The organism is Ahrensia sp. R2A130, from assembly GCF_000179775.1.
Lineage (GTDB): Bacteria > Pseudomonadota > Alphaproteobacteria > Rhizobiales > Rhizobiaceae > Pseudahrensia.
Map to the genome: position 1 here is coordinate 521,199 of NZ_AEEB01000017.1, position 17,563 is coordinate 538,761.

General features: G+C 57.6%; 18 protein-coding genes and 1 tRNA gene. 12 read left to right on the plus strand and 7 right to left on the minus strand.

Annotation, left to right across the window (positions count from 1 at the left end; genetic code table 11):
* Positions 1-3: 3 nt before the first annotated feature.
* From R2A130_RS11700 to R2A130_RS11725, 6 genes are all read right to left on the minus strand, one after another.
* Complete coding sequence (locus R2A130_RS11700) at positions 4-879, minus strand: branched-chain amino acid ABC transporter permease (protein ID WP_009758272.1); 876 nt, start codon at positions 877-879, stop codon at positions 4-6.
* A 119-nt stretch (positions 880-998) separates the two neighbouring features.
* Complete coding sequence (locus R2A130_RS11705) at positions 999-1,994, minus strand: class I SAM-dependent methyltransferase (RefSeq protein WP_009758273.1); 996 nt, start codon at positions 1,992-1,994, stop codon at positions 999-1,001.
* Complete coding sequence (locus R2A130_RS11710; protein ID WP_009758274.1) at positions 1,976-2,170, minus strand: hypothetical protein; 195 nt, start codon at positions 2,168-2,170, stop codon at positions 1,976-1,978. The genes R2A130_RS11705 and R2A130_RS11710 overlap by 19 nt, the downstream gene beginning before the upstream one ends.
* 136 nt (positions 2,171-2,306) lie before the next feature.
* Positions 2,307-3,332: a zinc-binding dehydrogenase gene (locus tag R2A130_RS11715; protein WP_009758275.1), complete on the minus strand. Its 1,026-nt coding sequence runs from the start codon at positions 3,330-3,332 to the stop codon at positions 2,307-2,309.
* A gap of 39 nt (positions 3,333-3,371) precedes the next feature.
* A complete protein-coding gene (locus R2A130_RS17640; RefSeq protein ID WP_009758276.1) occupies positions 3,372-3,779 on the minus strand; it encodes an MAPEG family protein in 408 nt (135 codons plus the stop codon).
* The gene (locus tag R2A130_RS11725; RefSeq protein ID WP_009758277.1) at positions 3,776-5,017 is read right to left on the minus strand and encodes an acyl-CoA dehydrogenase family protein; all 1,242 of its coding nucleotides are present in this window, start codon (positions 5,015-5,017) and stop codon (positions 3,776-3,778) included. Before R2A130_RS11725 ends, R2A130_RS17640 begins: the two co-directional genes overlap by 4 nt.
* Before the next feature lie 146 nt (positions 5,018-5,163).
* On the opposite strand from R2A130_RS11725, the gene R2A130_RS11730 reads away from it, so the two are divergent.
* The 10 genes from R2A130_RS11730 to R2A130_RS11775 all read left to right on the plus strand — a co-directional run bounded on the left by R2A130_RS11730 (position 5,164) and on the right by R2A130_RS11775 (position 15,530).
* A complete protein-coding gene (locus R2A130_RS11730) occupies positions 5,164-5,985 on the plus strand; it encodes an SDR family oxidoreductase (protein WP_009758278.1) in 822 nt (273 codons plus the stop codon).
* 3 nt (positions 5,986-5,988) lie between these two features.
* Complete coding sequence (locus tag R2A130_RS11735; protein ID WP_009758279.1) at positions 5,989-6,456, plus strand: MaoC family dehydratase; 468 nt, start codon at positions 5,989-5,991, stop codon at positions 6,454-6,456.
* On the plus strand, positions 6,453-7,382 hold the full coding sequence (locus R2A130_RS11740; protein ID WP_009758280.1) for an SDR family oxidoreductase: 930 nt from the start codon (positions 6,453-6,455) through the stop codon (positions 7,380-7,382). Before R2A130_RS11735 ends, R2A130_RS11740 begins: the two co-directional genes overlap by 4 nt.
* The gene (locus tag R2A130_RS11745; RefSeq protein WP_009758281.1) at positions 7,379-8,419 is read left to right on the plus strand and encodes a phosphotransferase family protein; all 1,041 of its coding nucleotides are present in this window, start codon (positions 7,379-7,381) and stop codon (positions 8,417-8,419) included. Before R2A130_RS11740 ends, R2A130_RS11745 begins: the two co-directional genes overlap by 4 nt.
* A complete protein-coding gene (locus tag R2A130_RS11750; protein ID WP_009758282.1) occupies positions 8,416-9,189 on the plus strand; it encodes an SDR family NAD(P)-dependent oxidoreductase in 774 nt (257 codons plus the stop codon). The genes R2A130_RS11745 and R2A130_RS11750 overlap by 4 nt, the downstream gene beginning before the upstream one ends.
* Before the next feature lie 75 nt (positions 9,190-9,264).
* A complete protein-coding gene (locus R2A130_RS11755) occupies positions 9,265-10,464 on the plus strand; it encodes an acyl-CoA dehydrogenase family protein (protein ID WP_009758283.1) in 1,200 nt (399 codons plus the stop codon).
* Positions 10,465-10,500: 36 nt separating this feature from the next.
* Positions 10,501-11,610 carry an acyl-CoA dehydrogenase family protein gene (locus R2A130_RS11760; RefSeq protein ID WP_009758284.1) on the plus strand — a complete coding sequence of 370 codons (1,110 nt, stop codon included), beginning with the start codon at positions 10,501-10,503 and terminating at the stop codon, positions 11,608-11,610.
* A 46-nt stretch (positions 11,611-11,656) separates the two neighbouring features.
* A complete protein-coding gene (gene otsB / locus R2A130_RS11765; RefSeq protein WP_009758285.1) occupies positions 11,657-12,382 on the plus strand; it encodes a trehalose-phosphatase in 726 nt (241 codons plus the stop codon).
* Positions 12,379-13,749 (plus strand): alpha,alpha-trehalose-phosphate synthase (UDP-forming), encoded by a 1,371-nt coding sequence (gene otsA / locus R2A130_RS11770; RefSeq protein WP_009758286.1) that lies wholly within the window; start codon positions 12,379-12,381, stop codon positions 13,747-13,749. Before otsB ends, otsA begins: the two co-directional genes overlap by 4 nt.
* 89 nt (positions 13,750-13,838) lie before the next feature.
* Positions 13,839-15,530, plus strand: coding sequence for an electron transfer flavoprotein-ubiquinone oxidoreductase (locus tag R2A130_RS11775; RefSeq protein ID WP_009758287.1), 1,692 nt, complete (start codon positions 13,839-13,841; stop codon positions 15,528-15,530).
* Positions 15,531-15,549: 19 nt separating this feature from the next.
* Here R2A130_RS11775 and R2A130_RS11780 read toward each other — a convergent pair whose 3' ends face one another.
* Positions 15,550-16,251: an HAD family hydrolase gene (locus R2A130_RS11780; RefSeq protein WP_009758288.1), complete on the minus strand. Its 702-nt coding sequence runs from the start codon at positions 16,249-16,251 to the stop codon at positions 15,550-15,552.
* Between the two features lie 135 nt (positions 16,252-16,386).
* On the opposite strand from R2A130_RS11780, the gene R2A130_RS11785 reads away from it, so the two are divergent.
* Together R2A130_RS11785 and R2A130_RS11790 are read left to right on the plus strand one after the other, a co-directional pair.
* Positions 16,387-16,476: transfer RNA gene (locus R2A130_RS11785), tRNA-Ser, on the plus strand.
* A gap of 245 nt (positions 16,477-16,721) precedes the next feature.
* Positions 16,722-17,441, plus strand: a complete 720-nt coding sequence (locus R2A130_RS11790) for a hypothetical protein (protein WP_009758289.1) — start codon at positions 16,722-16,724, stop codon at positions 17,439-17,441.
* Positions 17,442-17,563 lie beyond the last annotated feature (122 nt).

Here is a 17,563-nt window from a genome sequence, read left to right on the forward strand (position 1 = left end):
GGCTCAGACCTTCTTGGCCTGGGTCTGTGAAAACAGGCCGCCGGGTTTGAACGCCAACACCAATAACAGGATGGCATAAGGTGCGATTTGCGCGACGCCTGCAGGGCCGTAGCGGGCGGCCAGTGGTTCGATGACGCCGACGATCAGCCCGCCGACAAAGGCACCGGGCAGTGAGCCGAACCCGCCGATGGCGGCAGCCGCAAAGGCTTTGATGCCGAGCAGACCGGCGGACGGATCGATGGCACCGCGGGCTGCGAACAGCACTCCTGCAACGGCGGCCACTGCGCCCGAGAGCATCCACACCAGCGTCTGCACCCGCTTCACCGGCACGCCCATGTAATAGGCGGCGAGCATGTTTTGCGACGCTGCCTGCATGGCAAGGCCGAGTTTGGTTTTGGAAAAGAACAGGTAGAGCAGGGCGGTCAGCAACAGCGTAACAAGGATTGTCGCGATCTCGTCCACGCCTAGCACGACACCGCCAAGCCGGACGTCTGCGCCAGCAAAAGGCGTTTCCAGCGACACTGGCTCGTGCCCCCAAATCGTTCCTGCTGCGAACCGCAAAATGAAGCCAAGAGCTATGGTGAGAATAACGACGGACACCTGCGATTCACCCGCCATGCGCCGCAACACTGTGGCATCGAATGCGCCGCTGATAAGGGCCAGAACCACGATGGCCAGAGGCACTGCCAACCAAAATGACAGGCCAAAGAACTGCTGATTGGCGAAGCCCACGGTCAGGAAGGCACCCAGCATCATGAAGTCGCCTTGGGCGAAATTCACCGCTTCTGTGGCTTTGTATATCAGCACGAAGCCGAGCGCGATCAGGCCGTACACGCAGCCATTGGCAATGCCACTCACGATGAGCTGGATGAAATCCAAAACGTAGGTATCCTCATCGTGAAACTGCTGGAAGTCTTTGATATTATAATCGTAGTGGCAAGTGCACAGCCTTCGCAACTCCCAACCCTTAGACCACCCAAATTTGGACTAGCTCCCGATCAACCGATAGCCCAAACCGCAACTAAGAAACAAAAAAGCGCGGCTGCGAACCCTGCTGCAAAAAAGAAGGAAGCGATGATCAGCAGGCGCGTGGAGCCGGATTGCAACATGTGCATTTTCGTCAAAATATTTTGTTCGGAATTATAGAGCCTACTTCTGATGTCGGTATAGAGATGCTGCAGGCGAACTGAAGAACTTTCCGTGTGCCTGCTGATGTCACTCAATCGACTCACGAAGAATTCGCTTTCATTGAGTATGGACGGTTCACCGAAGCGGGCCACCGGACGAATGGTCGGTTGCTTGGACGGCATCGCCATATTGGGTATCTCGTTGGCCGGTTGGTTGGGCATGCTGAAAACAGGCCTGTCACTGTTGTGAAACCGTTTGGCAGATTCGAGGTAGGGCTCCACATTGGTGCCACGATAATGCTGCTGTACCCCTAGGCGATCAACGGTCGTATTTTCTCCCTTCTCAGCGATGCAGTAGGTCGATCCATAACCAAAAGTGCTGACGTGAGCAGGCAGGAACACTTCGCCATTTTCCGTGGGAACAAGAGGGTCGTAATGAAACAAGTCGACAGACTTGCCATAAACCGGCTCTCCGAAGGGCGTTTCGCAATGCGATACATAAACCTTGGCGTCGGCAAATTCGTTGACGGCGCAGAAGTCCATCATCCAGTCTGGAGTGATCTTCAGATAAGCGCTGGGAAAGCCTTCGCTCCAAGCGAAGATGAAAATTCGACCGCCTGGTTTTAGCATTCTTGTCATATTCTGGGTCATGCGAAGCACGTCGAATACGTTGTCCAGAGACCCACCGTCGATAATGAAGTCGAACTTGCCGACCAATTCTTCCGGAACCTCATCGCAAATATCGAAGACAAAATCCGCTCCTTCATAAGAACTGATATCGGCAACTTGATATTTGACGTTTGTAAATGACCGAAAAAAGGACGTGTCCGATATCGGTGTCTCACCTTCTAGGTGATGCGTATCCAAAACATCGTCTCGAATTCAGGATTCAAGATATCGACGCCGTATTTCTCCAGAAGAGACAGGACGTGATCGCCGGTAGAGCTGATATGCTGGCGGCCGATCGCCAAAACTTCACCGGTGATAGGTTTGTGCGAATGCTCATGGATGAGCAGTTCGATTTCGATGCTGCCCATACCCATAGGCGTATTCCGTTCGTTTTTTGTGCGACCAAGACGCGGATCGAATGAAGCTTGGTTATACTCTAATGGTATTTCCCCCAGCGATGTTGCGAAAACCGCATGTTTTCACAACATCACACAAGCTCAAGGCGTAATTTTACGGTTTGATGAACACCTTGCCGTTCGGCTTGGCCAGTTCTTCAGGCAGGCGCGCGATAGCGTCTTCCAATGGAACGATAGCCGTCACGTCGGTTTTCCATTCACCGGATGCGAAACGTTGCTGCGCCTGCTGGATGGTCTTCATCTTGGTGCCCATATCGGCATCCTGCATCCAGCGGGTGAGCCAGAAGCCTTCGATGATCTTCGATTGGAAAATCATCGCGCCGGGCTGGAGAATGGTCGGCAACTCGTCGGACAATTTTCCGTAGATGATCCAGCGCGAGCGGTTCGGCATGGCGTCGTGAATGACAGCCGACGTCTGGTCGGCCACGGCATCGAGGAAGATGCGGGGCTTTTCGGCGCGGCTCACCTTGGCAAAATCTTCGGCAAAGGTATCGCTGGTCACGTTCAAAACATGGGCGGCACCGTGTTCTTTCAGCATGTCGATCTGTTCGTCACGACGCACCAGTGCGATGGGGCGGAAGCCTTCATCGCGGGCGACATTCATCATCAGCTTGCACAGCTGGCTGGCACCGGCGGACAGGATGAATGCTTTCTCGCCGGTTTCGCGCACGATATCGAACATGGCGAGCGCGGTCAGCGGGTTCACCACCATGGCGGCCCCGTCCTCGTCGCGCACACCTTCGATCAACGGGATGCAGGTCATGGCGTCGGCGATGGTGAACTTGCCCCATGTGCCGGGCTTGCCGGGTTTGGCAACGACGGCAACGCGCTGGCCCATAAGGCCATCGGCATATTGTCCGCCACCGGACGCGACGACCTTGCCGACGCCTTCGAAACCGGCAGCATTACCCTGCACGCGCGGTTGGCCGTAAAGGCCTTGAATGAACATCTCGTCGGACGGGTTCACAGAGGCCAGCGTCACCTCGACCTTCACCTCACCCTCCTCGGGTTCCGGCTCGGGCAGGTCACCCATTTCGACGAAGGGCGTCATGTCGGACAGCACGACGCTGTCCGGTTTGTCTTTGGTGTAACCGTGGTTCTTGAGCAGAAGGGCTTTCATGGAATTTTCTTTCTCAGGGGGAGGGGCAGTCGAGCCGGGTCAGACGAGCACCGCAAAGATCGCGAGGACGAGTAGAAACAACATCGAGAATAGGGTGAGCATCATGCCGCCCACGCGGCCGAGAGGCCAGTTCATCGTGAAGCCGAATGCGATGCCATGCAGCATACGGCCCAAGACGAAAGCGCAGGTCGTAGCGATGAAAGCGACATCGAAGGCTCCAGCCCACAGCGTGACCGTTTGCATTTCGATCACGAAGATCAGCATCAGGGCGATAGGCACGTTCTCGACGAAGTTGCCTTGGCCGCGCATCGTCCGGATCAACCGTTCGTCGCCGCCATCACCCAATGAAACACCGGCGGCGCGTCTGGCACCGATGACACGCATCGTCAGGGCGACATAGAGACCTGCCAACAGCAGCGTGGCAAAAGTCGTGACTGGAATGCTCACGTCAGTTTCCTCTGCGTATAGCCCTTCAATTCCGCGCGAGCGATCTGGCGGCGGTGGACGGCGTCGGGGCCGTCAGCGAAGCGGAGTGTTCGCAGGTGCATCCACTGGCGGGCCAGTGGCGTGTCCTGGCTGATGCCGACGCCGCCATGCATCTGCATCGCATCGTCAGTCACTTTCAGCGCCATCAACGGCGCGACCACCTTGATCTGGCTAATGTATGGAGCGGCAGCGCGTGGGTCGCCCTGATCCATCATCCATGCTGCTTTCAGGCAGAGCAGGCGGGCCTGTTCGATTTCCATGCGGGCGTTGGCGATGATGTCGAAATTACCGCCCAGCTTCGCTAGTGGCTGGCCGAAGGCTTCGCGGGACACGGAGCGCTTGCACATCAACTCGAGCGCGAGTTCCGCTTGGCCGATAGCGCGCATGCAGTGGTGGATACGACCCGGGCCAAGGCGACCCTGCGCGATCTCGAAACCGCGCCCTTCACCCAACAGAAGCGAGTCGGCAGGCACGCGCACGTTGGTGAACCGTATATGCATGTGACCGTGGGGCGCGTCGTCCATAGAGAACACGTGCATGGGTCGTAGAATTTCGATGCCGTCGGCATCGGCGGGCACCACGATCATGGAATGTTGCTGGTGGCGCGGGTCATCGTCGCTGCCGGTGCGGACCATCACGATATAGACCTTGCAGCGCGGGTCGCCCGCACCGGAAATCCAATATTTTTCGCCGTTCAGCACATAGTCGTCGCCATCGCGGATGCAGGACATGTTGATGTTGGTGGCGTCCGATGAGGCCACGTCCGGCTCGGTCATGGCATAGGCGGAGCGGATTTCGCCGTTAAGCAACGGCTTGAGCCAGCGGGTTTTCATCTCGTCGGTGCCGTAGCGCTCGAAGACTTCCATATTGCCGGTATCGGGTGCGGAGCAGTTGAAGGTTTCAGCCCCCAGATGCGCCTTGCCCATTTCTTCGGCCAGATAGGCGTATTCGACGGTGGTGAGGCCGTAGCCGCGTTCCGAATCGGTGAGCCAGAAATTCCACAAGCCGCGCTTTCTGGCTTCCGCTTTTAGGCCTTCCAGAATTTCGGTCATGCGGGGCGTGTAGGTCCAGCGGTCGCCTTTGGAGACCTCGTCGAGAAACTCTTCTTCGACGGGCATGACCTCTTCGCGGATCATCTCCGCGATGCGGCTTTTCAGGTCTTCGACCTTGTCGGTAACGCCCAGATCCATACTCGCCATGTGCCGTTTCTCCTTCAGATTTGTGCCACCATAGGCACGGGCAGGCGAAGCCTTGTCAATGCTGTGCAGACTTGACGTGAACGTAAACGTCGATATTGCCACGGCTTGGAGCCGCGACTAGGGTTTTGTTCGCTGAGGAGAGCTGCATGTCGATTTTCGAAGATCTGTTTTCGGTTGCCGGAAAGACCGCGCTCGTCACTGGTGGTGCCAGCGGCATCGGCCGCATGATGGCGCAGGCATTGGTGGAAGCCGGTGCCCACGTTATCATCTGTTCGCGCAAAGGCGATGCCTGCGAGGCGGTCGCTGCCGAACTGAATGCGCTCGATGCGTCAGGCAGTGCGGAAGGTTTCGCAGCCGACCTGTCCAGCGAGGAGGGCGTGAAAGCTGCTTCCAATGAGGTGATGTCACGCTGCGATAAGCTGCACATCCTGTGCAACAATGCCGGTGCAACATGGGGCTCCAGCTACGAAGAGTTTCCCCGTGCCGCATGGGACAAGGTGATGACGCTCAATGTCGCCGCCGTCTTCGAACTGACCCGCGACCTGACACCGCTGCTGGAAAAGACGGCCACTGACGCGGACCCCGCTCGTATCATCAACACTGCTTCCGTCATGGGCATCAAACCCATCGCAGATGGTTGCTGGTCCTATTCGACGTCGAAAGCCGCCGTCATTCACCTGACCGAAATTCTGGCCAATGAAATGACGGACAAACGCATCACGGTGAATGCGCTGGCACCGGGACCATTCCCGTCGAAGATGACCGCCTTTGCCATCGGTTCGGAAGAGGGGGCGGCCAAGGTCGGCTCGCTCAATCCGCTCGGTCGGGTCGGACGTCCCGCCGACATTGCGGCGGCAACATTGTTCCTCTGCGGCCACGGCGGCTCATACGTCACCGGCACAACCATCCCGCTCGACGGCGGCTATCTCGTCGATACGGGCGACGATGGCCTGTTTGCGGAAGGCTGAAGCATGAGCGACACGATCACACTCGACGAGTTGAAAGCGCAGGTCGGCGGCGACCCGCGCCACAGCGAATGGTACACATTGGACCAGTCGCGTATCGACGCTTTTGCTGCTGCAACGGACGATCACCAATTCATCCATTGTGACCCGGAAGCGGCGAAGAATACGCCCTTCGGCGGCACCATTGCCCACGGCTTTTTGTCGCTCTCCATGCTGTCCACCATGAGCTATGACAGCGAGAAAGCGCTTGAAAACACGGCGATGGCGATCAACTACGGTTTCGACAAGGTCCGCTTCACGTCACCCGTCGCATCCGGCAAACGGGTTCGCGCCAAATTCATCACCCGTGCGGTTGAGGAAAAGGGCGATGGGATTCTCGTTACCCGTGGTGTCACAATAGAAATCGAGGGCGAGAGCCGCCCCGCGCTTACCGCGCAATGGCTCGGATATACAGTTTTGGAGAAAGCCACATGAGCGACATTCGCTACGACGGACAAGTCATCATCGTCACCGGTTCCGGCAACGGTCTGGGCAGAAACCACGCCATCGAATTCGCCAAGCGCGGCGCAAAGGTTGTGGTCAACGATTTCGGTGGCGCACGTGACGGCACGGGCGGATCGTCGGAAGCAGCCGAAGCCGTGGTAAAAGAGATCAAGGACGCTGGCGGCGAAGCCATCGCCAACGGTGCCAACGTCACCGACCGCGCCCAAGTGACTGCCATGGTGCAGCAGGCGATGGACGAATGGGGCCGCATCGATGTGCTGGTCAACAATGCCGGCATTCTGCGCGACCGCTCCTTCGGCAAGATGACCGGCGACGAGTGGGACGCAGTGGTTGCCGTTCACCTCACCGGTTCCGCCAATTGTTCGCTCGCCGTGTGGAACATCATGAAGGAGCAGGGCTACGGCCGCATCGTCATGACCACTTCCACGTCCGGCATCTACGGCAACTTCGGTCAGGCCAACTATGGCGCTGCCAAAGCCGGTGTGTGGGGGCTTATGAACACGTTGCACATCGAAGGTGCCAAGAACGATATCCGCATCAACTGCATCTCGCCTACAGCTGCCACCCGCATGACGGAAGACGTCATTCCTGAGGAAGCACTCAAGGTGCTTGACCCCAAATGGGTGACCCCCGCCGTGCTCTTCGCCGCCTGCAAGGACGCACCATCGCGCACGATTTTGTTGGCCGGTGCCGGTGGATATTCTGTCGCCCGCCTTATGGAATCGGAAGGTGTGTTCTTCGAAAACGAAGCCGACCGCACGCCGGAGCAGATTCTCGCCAACTGGGAACAGCTGACGGATATGTCCGACGCACAGCAGATGATGACCGGCTCTGACCATGTGTCGAAAATGGTCGCAAAAGCGCTGGGCGGTGCAACATCGGTGCGCCAGCGTTGAGCACTACTCCGCACCAACACGGATTCGACGAAGCTGCTCTGAATGAGTGGCTGACGGCGCATGTCGAAGGTTTCGACACGCTGCAGGAACTCGTGAAATTCGGTGACGGCCAATCCAATCCGACCTATCGCGTGGATGCCGCATCCGGCAGCTACGTGTTGCGCGCGAAACCGCCGGGCGAATTGCTGAAATCCGCCCATGCGGTGGACCGCGAATACCGTGTGATGAAGGCGCTGTCGGATACACCGGTCGCCGTGCCGAAAATGCTGGTTTTGGTGGATGAAGATGACAGCCCCATCGGGCGCATGTTCTTCGTCATGGAACATTGCGACGGTCGCATCCTTTGGGACCCTTCGCTGCCTGAGAGCGACAAGGCCGACCGCGCTGGTATCTATGAAGCGCAGAACGCAACGCTTGCTGCTTTGCACGATGTCGATCCCGCCGCAGTTGGCCTATCGGACTTCGGAAAACCGGGCGACTATTTTGCTCGCCAGACCACCCGCTGGGCACAGCAATATGAAGCCAGCGAGGTAGAATACAATGCCACCATGCACGAGCTGATCGCGTGGCTGACGGCGAACCTGCCGGAGGATGACGGGCAAGTTTCCATCGTCCATGGCGACTACCGCATCGACAACATGATCTTCCGCAACGACGCACCCGAAGTGATGGCAGTACTCGATTGGGAACTGTCCACGCTGGGCCATCCGCTGGCCGATCTCGCCTACCAGTGCATGCAGTGGCGCTTGCCCAACCAAGGTGCCATGCGTGGCCTTGCAGGCATCGACCGCACGGCACTCGGTATTCCCACTGAAGATGAATACGTCGCCCGCTATTGCGAACGTCGCGGCGTGACGAAGCCGGACAGCTGGCCCTTCTACATTGCCTTCTGCTTCTTCCGTCTCGCAGCTATTCTGCAAGGGGTTTACAAGCGCGCTTTGGACGGCAACGCCTCGAACCCCGAACGCGGCATCAAAATGGCCGCAGCGATTCCGCTATTGGCGGGTGCCGCGATGCAGGAGGTGAAGAAAGCATGAGCGATTTTGCAGGCAAGACCGTCCTCATTACCGGTGCTGCCGGTGGCTTCGGCCGCGCCATGGCGCAACGCTTCTCCGCCGCCGGTGCGAAGTTGGTCCTGTCGGACTACAATGCCCACGGCCTCGGCGAATTATCCGCCACACTCGACACGCCCCATTGGTTGCTCGCGGGCAGCGTCGGTGATGAAGACCATTGCGCTGAAACTGTCGCCATCGCCGATCGTGAGACGGGGCGCCTCGACATAGCGATCAACAATGCAGGCATCGGCCACATGCCCGGCAAGACGGCGGACATCGACTCCAAACAGGCGACCACGTGCGTGCAGGTCAATTTGATGGGCGTGTTTTTCGGCATGAAACACCAGCTGCCGTTGCTGCTGGCGACACACGAGAAACACGGCAGCATCGGCAACATCGTCAACTTCGCATCGCTGGCCGGTATAGGCGGCGCGCCTACGCTTTCGATGTATTCCGCAGCCAAACACGGCGTAGTCGGCCTGACGAAATCATCCGCGCTCGAATATGCACGTCGCGGCGTTCGCATCAACGCGCTCTGCCCCGCTTTCGCCCGCACACCGATGGTGGAAAAGGGCATTCTGGCTGGCAACAACAACGCCGAAGGTGAAGCGCATCTGACGCGCGGCATCCCGATGAAGCGCCTCGCGGAGGTGAACGAAATCGTGCAGGCCGTCGAATGGTTCTGCGCCGAAGAAAACTCGTTCATGACGGGACAAGCTGTCGCCCTAGATGGCGGCACCAGCGCGATGTAGTTTGAAGCGAACGATAAAAGCCACAATCAAGACCGAAAGCCTGCGGTACGGCAGGCAGCTCTGGGAGCCGATACAATGGACCTGAATTATTCCCCCGAAGAACTCGCGTTCCGCGACGAAGTGCGGACCTTCATGGAAACCAAACTGCCGAAGGATATCGCGCAGAAGGTGAAGACCAAGAAGAACCTGACCAAAGAAGATCAGGAACGCTGGCACGCCGCCCTTAACGAGGCTGGTTATCTGAACGCTCATTGGCCGACCGATTTCGGCGGCAAGGGCTGGAACGCCATCCAACGCGATATTTTCGATGTGGAATCGGAAGCTGCTGGCGGCCCCCGCGTTGTGCCGTTCGGCCTCAACATGCTGGCCCCCGTGCTTCACGCGTTCGGCTCAAAAGAACAGCAGGACCATTATTTGCCCCGCATTCTCGATGGCACCGACTGGTGGTGTCAGGGTTATTCCGAACCGGGTGCAGGCTCCGATCTCGCGTCGCTGAAAATGTCTGCCGTGCTCGACGACAGTGGTGAGAATTACATCGTGAATGGTCAGAAGACATGGACCACACTTGGCCAGCACGCCGACTGGATTTTCTGTCTCGTTCGCACGTCCAACGAAGGCAAGCCGCAGGAAGGCATCTCCTTCCTGCTGATCGACATGAACACGCCGGGCGTTGAAGTGCGTCCGATCATCCTGCTGGAAGGCACCCACGAGGTGAACGAGGTTTGGTTCACCGATGTGAAAGTGCCGGTGGCCAACCGCGTCGGCGAAGAGAACAAGGGCTGGACAATTGCGAAATATCTGCTCGTCCACGAACGTTCCGGCATCGCCTGTGTTGGCGACGCGTTGGCCTCCCTCGACCACCTGAAGCACATCGCTGAGGATCAGAAGAAAGACGGCAAGGCGTTGGCCGAAGATCCGTTCTTTGCCGCACGTCTGGCGCAGATCGAGATCGATATTTCTGCCATGCGGACCACCAACATGCGCGTCCAGCAGGCGGGTATGGAAGGCAAGGAAATCGGACCGCAGGTCTCGCAATTGAAGATCACCGGCACGGTCTTGCGCCAGTCGATCAACGACCTGACCCGCCGCGCACTCGGCCCATACGCCATGCCATTTGTCTCGGAAGCGTTGGAAGGCGGTTCGAATGCCGAAACCTTTGGTCCCGACTACGCCAATCCGCTGGCAGCCGATTATTTCAACCACCGCAAGACGTCGATTTACGGCGGCTCCAATGAAATCCAGCGCAACATCATCGCCAAGATGACCCTCAGCTGAAAGCTGAACTAAATAAGCCTGGTTGAGGATGAGAACATGAATTTCAATCACACCGAAGAACGCCAGATGCTCGCCGATATGGCGGAGCGTTTCGTGCGCGAAAACCTGTCCATCGATGACCGCCATAAGGCTGCTAGCCGTGATGACGGCTTCTCCCGCGAACGCTTTGCTGAAATGGCGGAACTGGGCCTTGTTGGCGCTCTCTTTTCCGAAGAAGCCGGTGGCTTCGGTGGGACAGGTTTCGACATCGCAGTTGTGTTCGAGGCGCTGGGCAAAGGCCTGGTGACCGAACCATTCCTGCCAAGCCTGCTGGCCGGTACAGCATTGGCTAAAGCCGGACGCACCGACGACGTCGAAGCCATCGCATCCGGCGAAGCGCTCTACGCTTTCGCCCATGGCGAACCGTCTTCACGCTACACGTTGGAACATGTTTCGACCACTGCGAAGAAAGCTGGCGACGGCTATACGCTTGGTGGCAACAAGGCCGTCGTTCTGGGTGGGACCACCGCAGACCATCTTGTCGTTTCCGCCCGCACATCGGGTAGTGTTGACGACGCAGACGGTATTTCGCTGTTTCTGGTCGATGCGAAATCAGATGGCGTCCACATCCGCGGCTATTCCACAATCGATGGTTATCCGGCTGCTGAAATTGCCCTGAAAGATGCGGCTGCCGAACTGATTGGCGATGAAGGTTTGGCGATCGAAACCATCCGCGCCGTCAATTCCACCGGTGCATTGGCCGTCAGTGCGGAAGCGTTGGGCGCTATCGAAGTCTGCATCTATATGACGATGGACTACCTCAAAACCCGCACGCAGTTCGGTCGCCCCATCGGCACGTTTCAGGCGTTACAGCATCGCATGGTCGACATGATGGGCGAGCGCGAACAAATCCGCTCCGCCGTCATCAACGCTGCGGGTCATCTGCTGGGCGACCAACGCGATTGGCACGTCAGCGCCGCCAAAAACCTGATCGGTCGTTCCGGTCGCATGATCGCGGAAGAATCGATCCAGATGCATGGCGGTATCGCCATGACGTGGGAATATGCCGTGGCGCATTACGCCAAGCGTGTCATCATGATCGACCATCTGTTCGGTGATGTGGACCACCATTTGGAGCAGATCATCAAACTCGGACGGGCTGCCTGATTGCGGGTGTGGGAACGGTGATGCCAGTCGAAACGTTTCCCACCCGATGACCGATCACCCAACCATTCCGAACTCTCCCGCGCTTTTTCTGGATTTCGACGGCACCCTTGTAGAACTGGCCGAAACACCGGGCGCGGTTCTTGTGCCTGATACGCTGGCGAATTTGTTGAAGCGGCTGAATACCTGCTGCGGTGGCGCAATAGCGTTCGTAACGGGTCGTTCGATCATCGACCTCGACGCACTGCTGGGCGACGCGCCTGCAAATGCTGTCGGAGTCCATGGCGCAGAATGGCGGTTGGCCGGGGGCGAAATTTCAGGGGTCGAAGGTGCAGGTTTTGACACTGAACGCGATGCGTTGAGAGCCTTTGCAGAGGAAAATACAGCCATTGTAATGGAGGAGAAATCCGGCGGACTGACTTTGCATTACCGCCGCGATCCCACCTTGCAGGACGATGCCCACGCGGTCATGGACACAGCCTTCGCAAACCGGAGTGATTTCGAAACATTCGGCGGCCATATGATGGTCGAGGCCCGCCGTGTTGGCGTCGATAAAGGCGCAGGTATTAAACGTCTCATGGCCGAACCACAGTTCACGGGCCGAACGCCAATTTTTCTTGGTGATGATGTCACCGATGAAGACGGGTTTGCTGCGGTCAACACTATGGACGGAGTTTCTATAAAAGTGGGGCAGGGCGATACATCCGCCGCCTATCGCGTGGCTGATATTCCTTCTGTTTACGATTATCTCGAAGCGCTGGCGGGTTCACGATGAGCCGCCTCATCATCGTTTCCAACCGTCTCGGCAATCCGACCAAACCCGCATCCGGCGGTTTGGCGGTCGCACTTAACGGTGCGCTCAATTCCCGTGGCGGAATCTGGATGGGATGGAGTGGTAACATCACGGACACCGCACCCGGTCGTGGAGACATTCACGTTCAGGAACTGGGCCACATCACCACTGCCGGCGTTGATCTGACCCAAGAGGAATATGACGGCTATTATCTCGGTTTCTCGAATTCCGTGCTGTGGCCAGCCTTCCACCACAGGCAGGATTTGATCGACTCAAAGGCCGAATATATCGACGCCTATCGTGCGGTGAACCGCACATTTGCCCGTCATTTACGCGAGATGTTGCAGCCTGATGATCTGATCTGGGTACACGATTATCACCTTATTCCGCTGGCCAGCGAATTGCGTGCCATGGGCGTGGAAAACAAGATCGGCTTCTTTCTCCACATCCCGCTGCCGCCGAGTCAGGTCATGTCCGCTGTGCCGGAACATGAGTGGCTGATGCGATCGTTCTTTTCCTATGATCTGATCGGGTTCCAGACCGAAGCCGACACCGAGAATTTCAATCTTTACGCCGAACGCCGCCTCGACCAACCGCAGATCGAAGGTGACCGGGTGAAGGCTTTCGGCTCGTCGGTTATCGCGAAGGCATTTCCCATCGGTATCGATGTCGAGCAGTTCCGCGACCTTGTGGCCTCTGAAGAAGCACAGGAATTGAGCGACCGGCTGCAAACCAAATCACAGGGCCGAAAGTGGATCACCGGTGTAGAACGACTGGATTATTCCAAGGGATTACCAGACCGTTTGAAGATTTTTCGCCGACTTTTGGAAAAATACCCCGAAAATCGCGGAAGATCGACGCTTGTTCAGATAGCCCCGCCCACCCGCGAAGACGTGGAAGCCTACTCCGATATCCGCGAAGAGTTGGAACGGTTGTCCGGCGCGGTAAATGGCGAGTTCGCCACCATCGACTGGACTCCGGTGCGCTACATCCACCGCAACGTTCCCCGCGCACAACTGTCGGGTCTCTTTTCGATTTCCAAGGTCGGACTTGTCACGCCTTTGCGCGACGGCATGAACCTTGTCGCCAAGGAATATGTGGCCGTCCAACCTGACGATGATCCTGGCGTTTTGGTACTATCGGAATTTGCCGGTGCTGCAGAGCAGATGACTGACGCTGTGATCGTAAACCCCTACGATATCGAAACCACGGCAGACGCTTTGCAACAGGCGCTCAACATGCCGCTGGATGAACGTCGCGACCGCCATGCGAAACTGAAAGACATCGTCGAAAAGACTGACGTGGTCATTTGGTGTGATGGATTTCTCGATCGGCTTCGTAACGTTTGATCGCACACAAATTCCCCTGTAAACGCAGGGTTGAATGTGGGGCAGGCTGGGCCGACCCTTTTAGAAGTTAGTGGCAAGGGAGCCGCCTGATGAGCGATAGTGTAGAACTGGAACCACGCGAAGCGATGGAATTCGACGTGGTCATAGTCGGTGGCGGCCCATCGGGGTTGAGTGCCGCGATCAAGCTCAAGCAGATCGACCCTGAAATCAACGTCGTCGTGCTGGAAAAAGGTGCCGAGATCGGCGCTCATATCCTGTCCGGCGCGGTTGTCGATCCCGTGGGTGTGGACCGTCTGTTTCCAGACTGGCGTGAAGAGGAAGGGCATCCCTTCACCGTTCCGGTAAAGACCGACAAATTTTTCGTGCTTGGTCCAGCTGGCAAGCTTCCGCTGCCCACTTCGCTGATGCCGAAGTTGATGAACAACCACGGCAATTATATCGTCTCCGTAGGTAACATCTGCCGTTGGCTCGCCGGTAAGGCCGAAGAGATGGGCATCGAAGTCTTCCCCGGCTTTGCAGCTTCCGAGCTGGTGTTGAACGATGCGGGCGCTGTAGTCGGTGTGGCCACCGGCGACATGGGCGTTCAGCGTGACGGCACGCCGGGTCCGAATTTCGAGCGTGGCGTGGAACTGCACGGCAAATATGTGCTCATCGGTGAAGGCGCCCGTGGTTCCCTAGCAAAGGAACTGATCGCGAAGTTCAATCTCGGCGAAAACAGCGACCCGCAGAAGTTCGGTCTTGGCTTCAAAGAGCTTTGGGAAATCGACCCTGCCAAACATAAGGAAGGTACGGTTGTTCATACCCTCGGCTGGCCGCTGGATTCCAATCAGGATGGTGGTTCGTTCATCTACCACCTCGACAACAATCAGGTTTACGTCGGCTACGTCGTGGCGCTTGGTTACAAGAACCCATATCTGTCGCCCTTCGATACGTTCCAGAAATTCAAGACGCACACGTCTGTCGCGCCATTGCTGGAGGGCGGCAAGCGCATTTCTTATGGCGCGCGCGCGATCACGCAGGGTGGTTTCCAGTCGGTGCCGAAATTGTCGTTCCCCGGTGGCGCGATCATGGGATGCTCGGCGGGCTTCGTGAACGTGCCGCGCATCAAAGGCACCCACAACGCGATGTTGTCCGGCATTCTGGCGGCTGAGCATGTGGCTGAAGCGCTGAAAGCCGGTCGTGAACATGACGAGCTTTCCTCGTATGAAAACGCATGGCGCGAGAGCGACATCGGTAAAGACTTGAAGCCGGTTCGTAACGTGAAGCCGCTCGTCACACGCTTCGGCACGGTGATCGGCACGCTGATCTCCGGTGCGGAAATGTGGTGCAACACGCTGCTTCGCAACTGGTCGCCACTTGGCACCATGAAGCACCAGAAGGCTGATTACGAAGCGACGGAACCTGCCGATCAGCACGAGCCGATCCACTACGATAAGCCGGACGGCAAGCTGACCTTCGACAAATCTTCCTCCGTGTTCCTGTCGAACACCAACCATGAGGAAGACCAGCCCAAGCACCTCAAACTGCTGGACCCGGAATTGCAGAAGAATTCCGAATTCATGAAGTTTGCTGGCTTGTCGCGCTACTATTGCCCAGTCGGTGTTTACGAGTGGGTCGATGACAAGGGCGATGCCGCTGACGAGAAAGACCCCAATGCGTCTTACGTCATCAACGCGCAAAACTGCGTGCACTGCAAAACTTGCGACATCAAAGACCCCAACCAGAACATCAAATGGGTTCCACCGCAGGGCGGCGAAGGCCCCGTTTATCCGAATATGTAAGGCAAGCGGCCACTCTCTATTAAAGCGTCATCTCGCGAAGAACGGCGGGCAACTCTTCTATAGAGGCGATGATACGGTCCGGCTTTGCGGGCCATGCTGCCGTATCTTTAGGCTGCGCGATTGCAACCGTGATCGCCCCCGCTGCATGGCCGGCTGAACAATCGTGTGCGCTGTCACCCACCATTACCGTATTTGAGGCGCTGACAGCCATCGCGTCGCAGAACGCGGTGACCATGCCCGCTTCCGGTTTTGCGCCGTAGCCGCTGTCGCAACCAACGATGAAATCGAAATACTGCGCCCAGCCCAGTGCATTGAGATGCCCGAGCGCACCCGCATGGGTGTCATTTGTTGCAACCCCAAGCTTCATGCCCCGCTGCGCCAACCCAATCAGAACCTGCTCGGTCGCGGGGAAGGGGGTCAGCGTTTTGAGGCTGGCGTTTCTATAGAGACGGTCGATGCGCTGGAAAAACGCTTCGCGGTCCGGAACGTCCACGACCTCCGCGATGTGATCGACGATATCGTAAAGCGACCCGGCAACGAGAACCGAACCGGGCAGAATGCGCCGGGCCTTCAAATCGAAGCCCACGGAAGCTGCAAGATCGGCCAATGGCATGTTCGGCGTCGCCAAATCTTCCAGCACGAGCGATGTTGCAGGTTCGAAGGTCGCATCGAAATCGATCAGCGTTCCGTCTTTGTCGAAAAGCACAGCTTCGATTGTCATTATCAGGCTCCGTCTTAGGGCAGTGTGGCCGCGACTGTCGTTCAGGACAGCCAAAATGCAGCGAATTGCACTCTATATAGAGCAGCATGTCATTCGTGCCTTGATCGTATGAATCTTTTGGCCTACCCACGGCGCGGGCAGGTGGCCGAGTGGTTGAAGGCGCACCCCTGCTAAGGGTGTAGGCGTGGAAGCGTCTCGAGGGTTCGAATCCCTTCCTGCCCGCCAGTCTCTTGCAGATACGGAATCTGACTTGGGTGCCGAAGTGCCCCGAGCGACGTTCGAACCCTCTCCATTTTTGTTTCACCGCTTCGCGATGGTGGTTCGAATCCCTTCCTGCCCTTGATCTCACTTTAATATCAGAGAGTGAGTTGGCCGCAGCACTTTAGCGCCAGCCAATCAATCCCCGCTGCCGACCCGCCTGCTATCCTCGCTTCTATATGGGCCTCGGCTCGGTGCGATGAGGGCAGCTTATGACGAACGCTGAACATGCAGGGGCGAACCCGCCTTTGCGGAAAACACTTTTGGAATGGGCAGAACTCGCCCGCAAATGGTGGTGGTCCGCAGCGCTGGTGGTGGGCTTCCTGCTGTTTCAGTCAGATCATCCAGCGGTAAAGGGTGCCTTGCACGATTTGAGTGGCGTCGGTGTTCTGGAAGATCAGGTCAGCGACCGCTTCGATACATTCGACCGCAAGATCGACGCACTGCTGGATTTGGGGGCGCGTTCCCGATCGGACAATGCCCGTAACTTCACCGAACTGGGCCAGAAGGTTCAATCCAACACCCGCCGCATCGATGATATCCGCTCCGACCGTAGAATTGTCGATTGGGACCTGAACGGCAGCTATGTAAAAGCAGGTTGCCGCATCGGCGGGCCTTGCGTTGCTGTCTATCGCCTAAACCGCACGCCGTTTGGTGAAACATGCGGTCGCCCCTTCGATCTGGTGGGAACCGTGGTCAACACCAACGGCCAGCCGCACCATCAGCGGCTCGATGACGGCAAAGCCATTCGTGCGACCGGCGTGAAAGGTAATGTGGAGGTGGCGTTTATCGCACCATCGCTGGCAAAACCCGGGCCGGCGCGCTTTTACGTCGGTCTTACCTATCCCGGCTGCTTGCCGGACCAGCCCAATATCAACCTCACCCGCTCCAGTGACGAGATAAAGTTCACCTTGCTACCGGAAGATGGCTAGGAACCGCGTTGCAGTGTTGACCGACAAACCCGGTTTCACATCTCGCACCGCAGATTCGCATCAATTCGAGCGATTCTGTCAGCACTTTCATTAGATTCGCCCGCAAACCTGCTGCGATTCCG

Excerpts from the sequence above, each read along its gene's own strand:
- otsB (WP_009758285.1), top strand. The coding sequence starts at position 11,657 with ATGACCGATCACCCAACCATTCCGAACTCTCCCGCGCTTTTTCTGGAT.
- R2A130_RS11730 (WP_009758278.1), top strand. The coding sequence starts at position 5,164 with ATGTCGATTTTCGAAGATCTGTTTTCGGTTGCCGGAAAGACCGCGCTC.
- R2A130_RS11775 (WP_009758287.1), top strand. The coding sequence starts at position 13,839 with ATGAGCGATAGTGTAGAACTGGAACCACGCGAAGCGATGGAATTCGAC.
- otsA (WP_009758286.1), top strand. The coding sequence starts at position 12,379 with ATGAGCCGCCTCATCATCGTTTCCAACCGTCTCGGCAATCCGACCAAA.
- R2A130_RS11790 (WP_009758289.1), top strand. The coding sequence starts at position 16,722 with ATGACGAACGCTGAACATGCAGGGGCGAACCCGCCTTTGCGGAAAACA.
- R2A130_RS11760 (WP_009758284.1), top strand. The coding sequence starts at position 10,501 with ATGAATTTCAATCACACCGAAGAACGCCAGATGCTCGCCGATATGGCG.
- R2A130_RS11750 (WP_009758282.1), top strand. The coding sequence starts at position 8,416 with ATGAGCGATTTTGCAGGCAAGACCGTCCTCATTACCGGTGCTGCCGGT.
- R2A130_RS11740 (WP_009758280.1), top strand. The coding sequence starts at position 6,453 with ATGAGCGACATTCGCTACGACGGACAAGTCATCATCGTCACCGGTTCC.
- R2A130_RS11710 (WP_009758274.1), bottom strand. The coding sequence starts at position 2,170 with ATGGGTATGGGCAGCATCGAAATCGAACTGCTCATCCATGAGCATTCG.
- R2A130_RS11735 (WP_009758279.1), top strand. The coding sequence starts at position 5,989 with ATGAGCGACACGATCACACTCGACGAGTTGAAAGCGCAGGTCGGCGGC.
- R2A130_RS11755 (WP_009758283.1), top strand. The coding sequence starts at position 9,265 with ATGGACCTGAATTATTCCCCCGAAGAACTCGCGTTCCGCGACGAAGTG.
- R2A130_RS11780 (WP_009758288.1), bottom strand. The coding sequence starts at position 16,251 with ATGACAATCGAAGCTGTGCTTTTCGACAAAGACGGAACGCTGATCGAT.
- R2A130_RS11715 (WP_009758275.1), bottom strand. The coding sequence starts at position 3,332 with ATGAAAGCCCTTCTGCTCAAGAACCACGGTTACACCAAAGACAAACCG.
- R2A130_RS11725 (WP_009758277.1), bottom strand. The coding sequence starts at position 5,017 with ATGGCGAGTATGGATCTGGGCGTTACCGACAAGGTCGAAGACCTGAAA.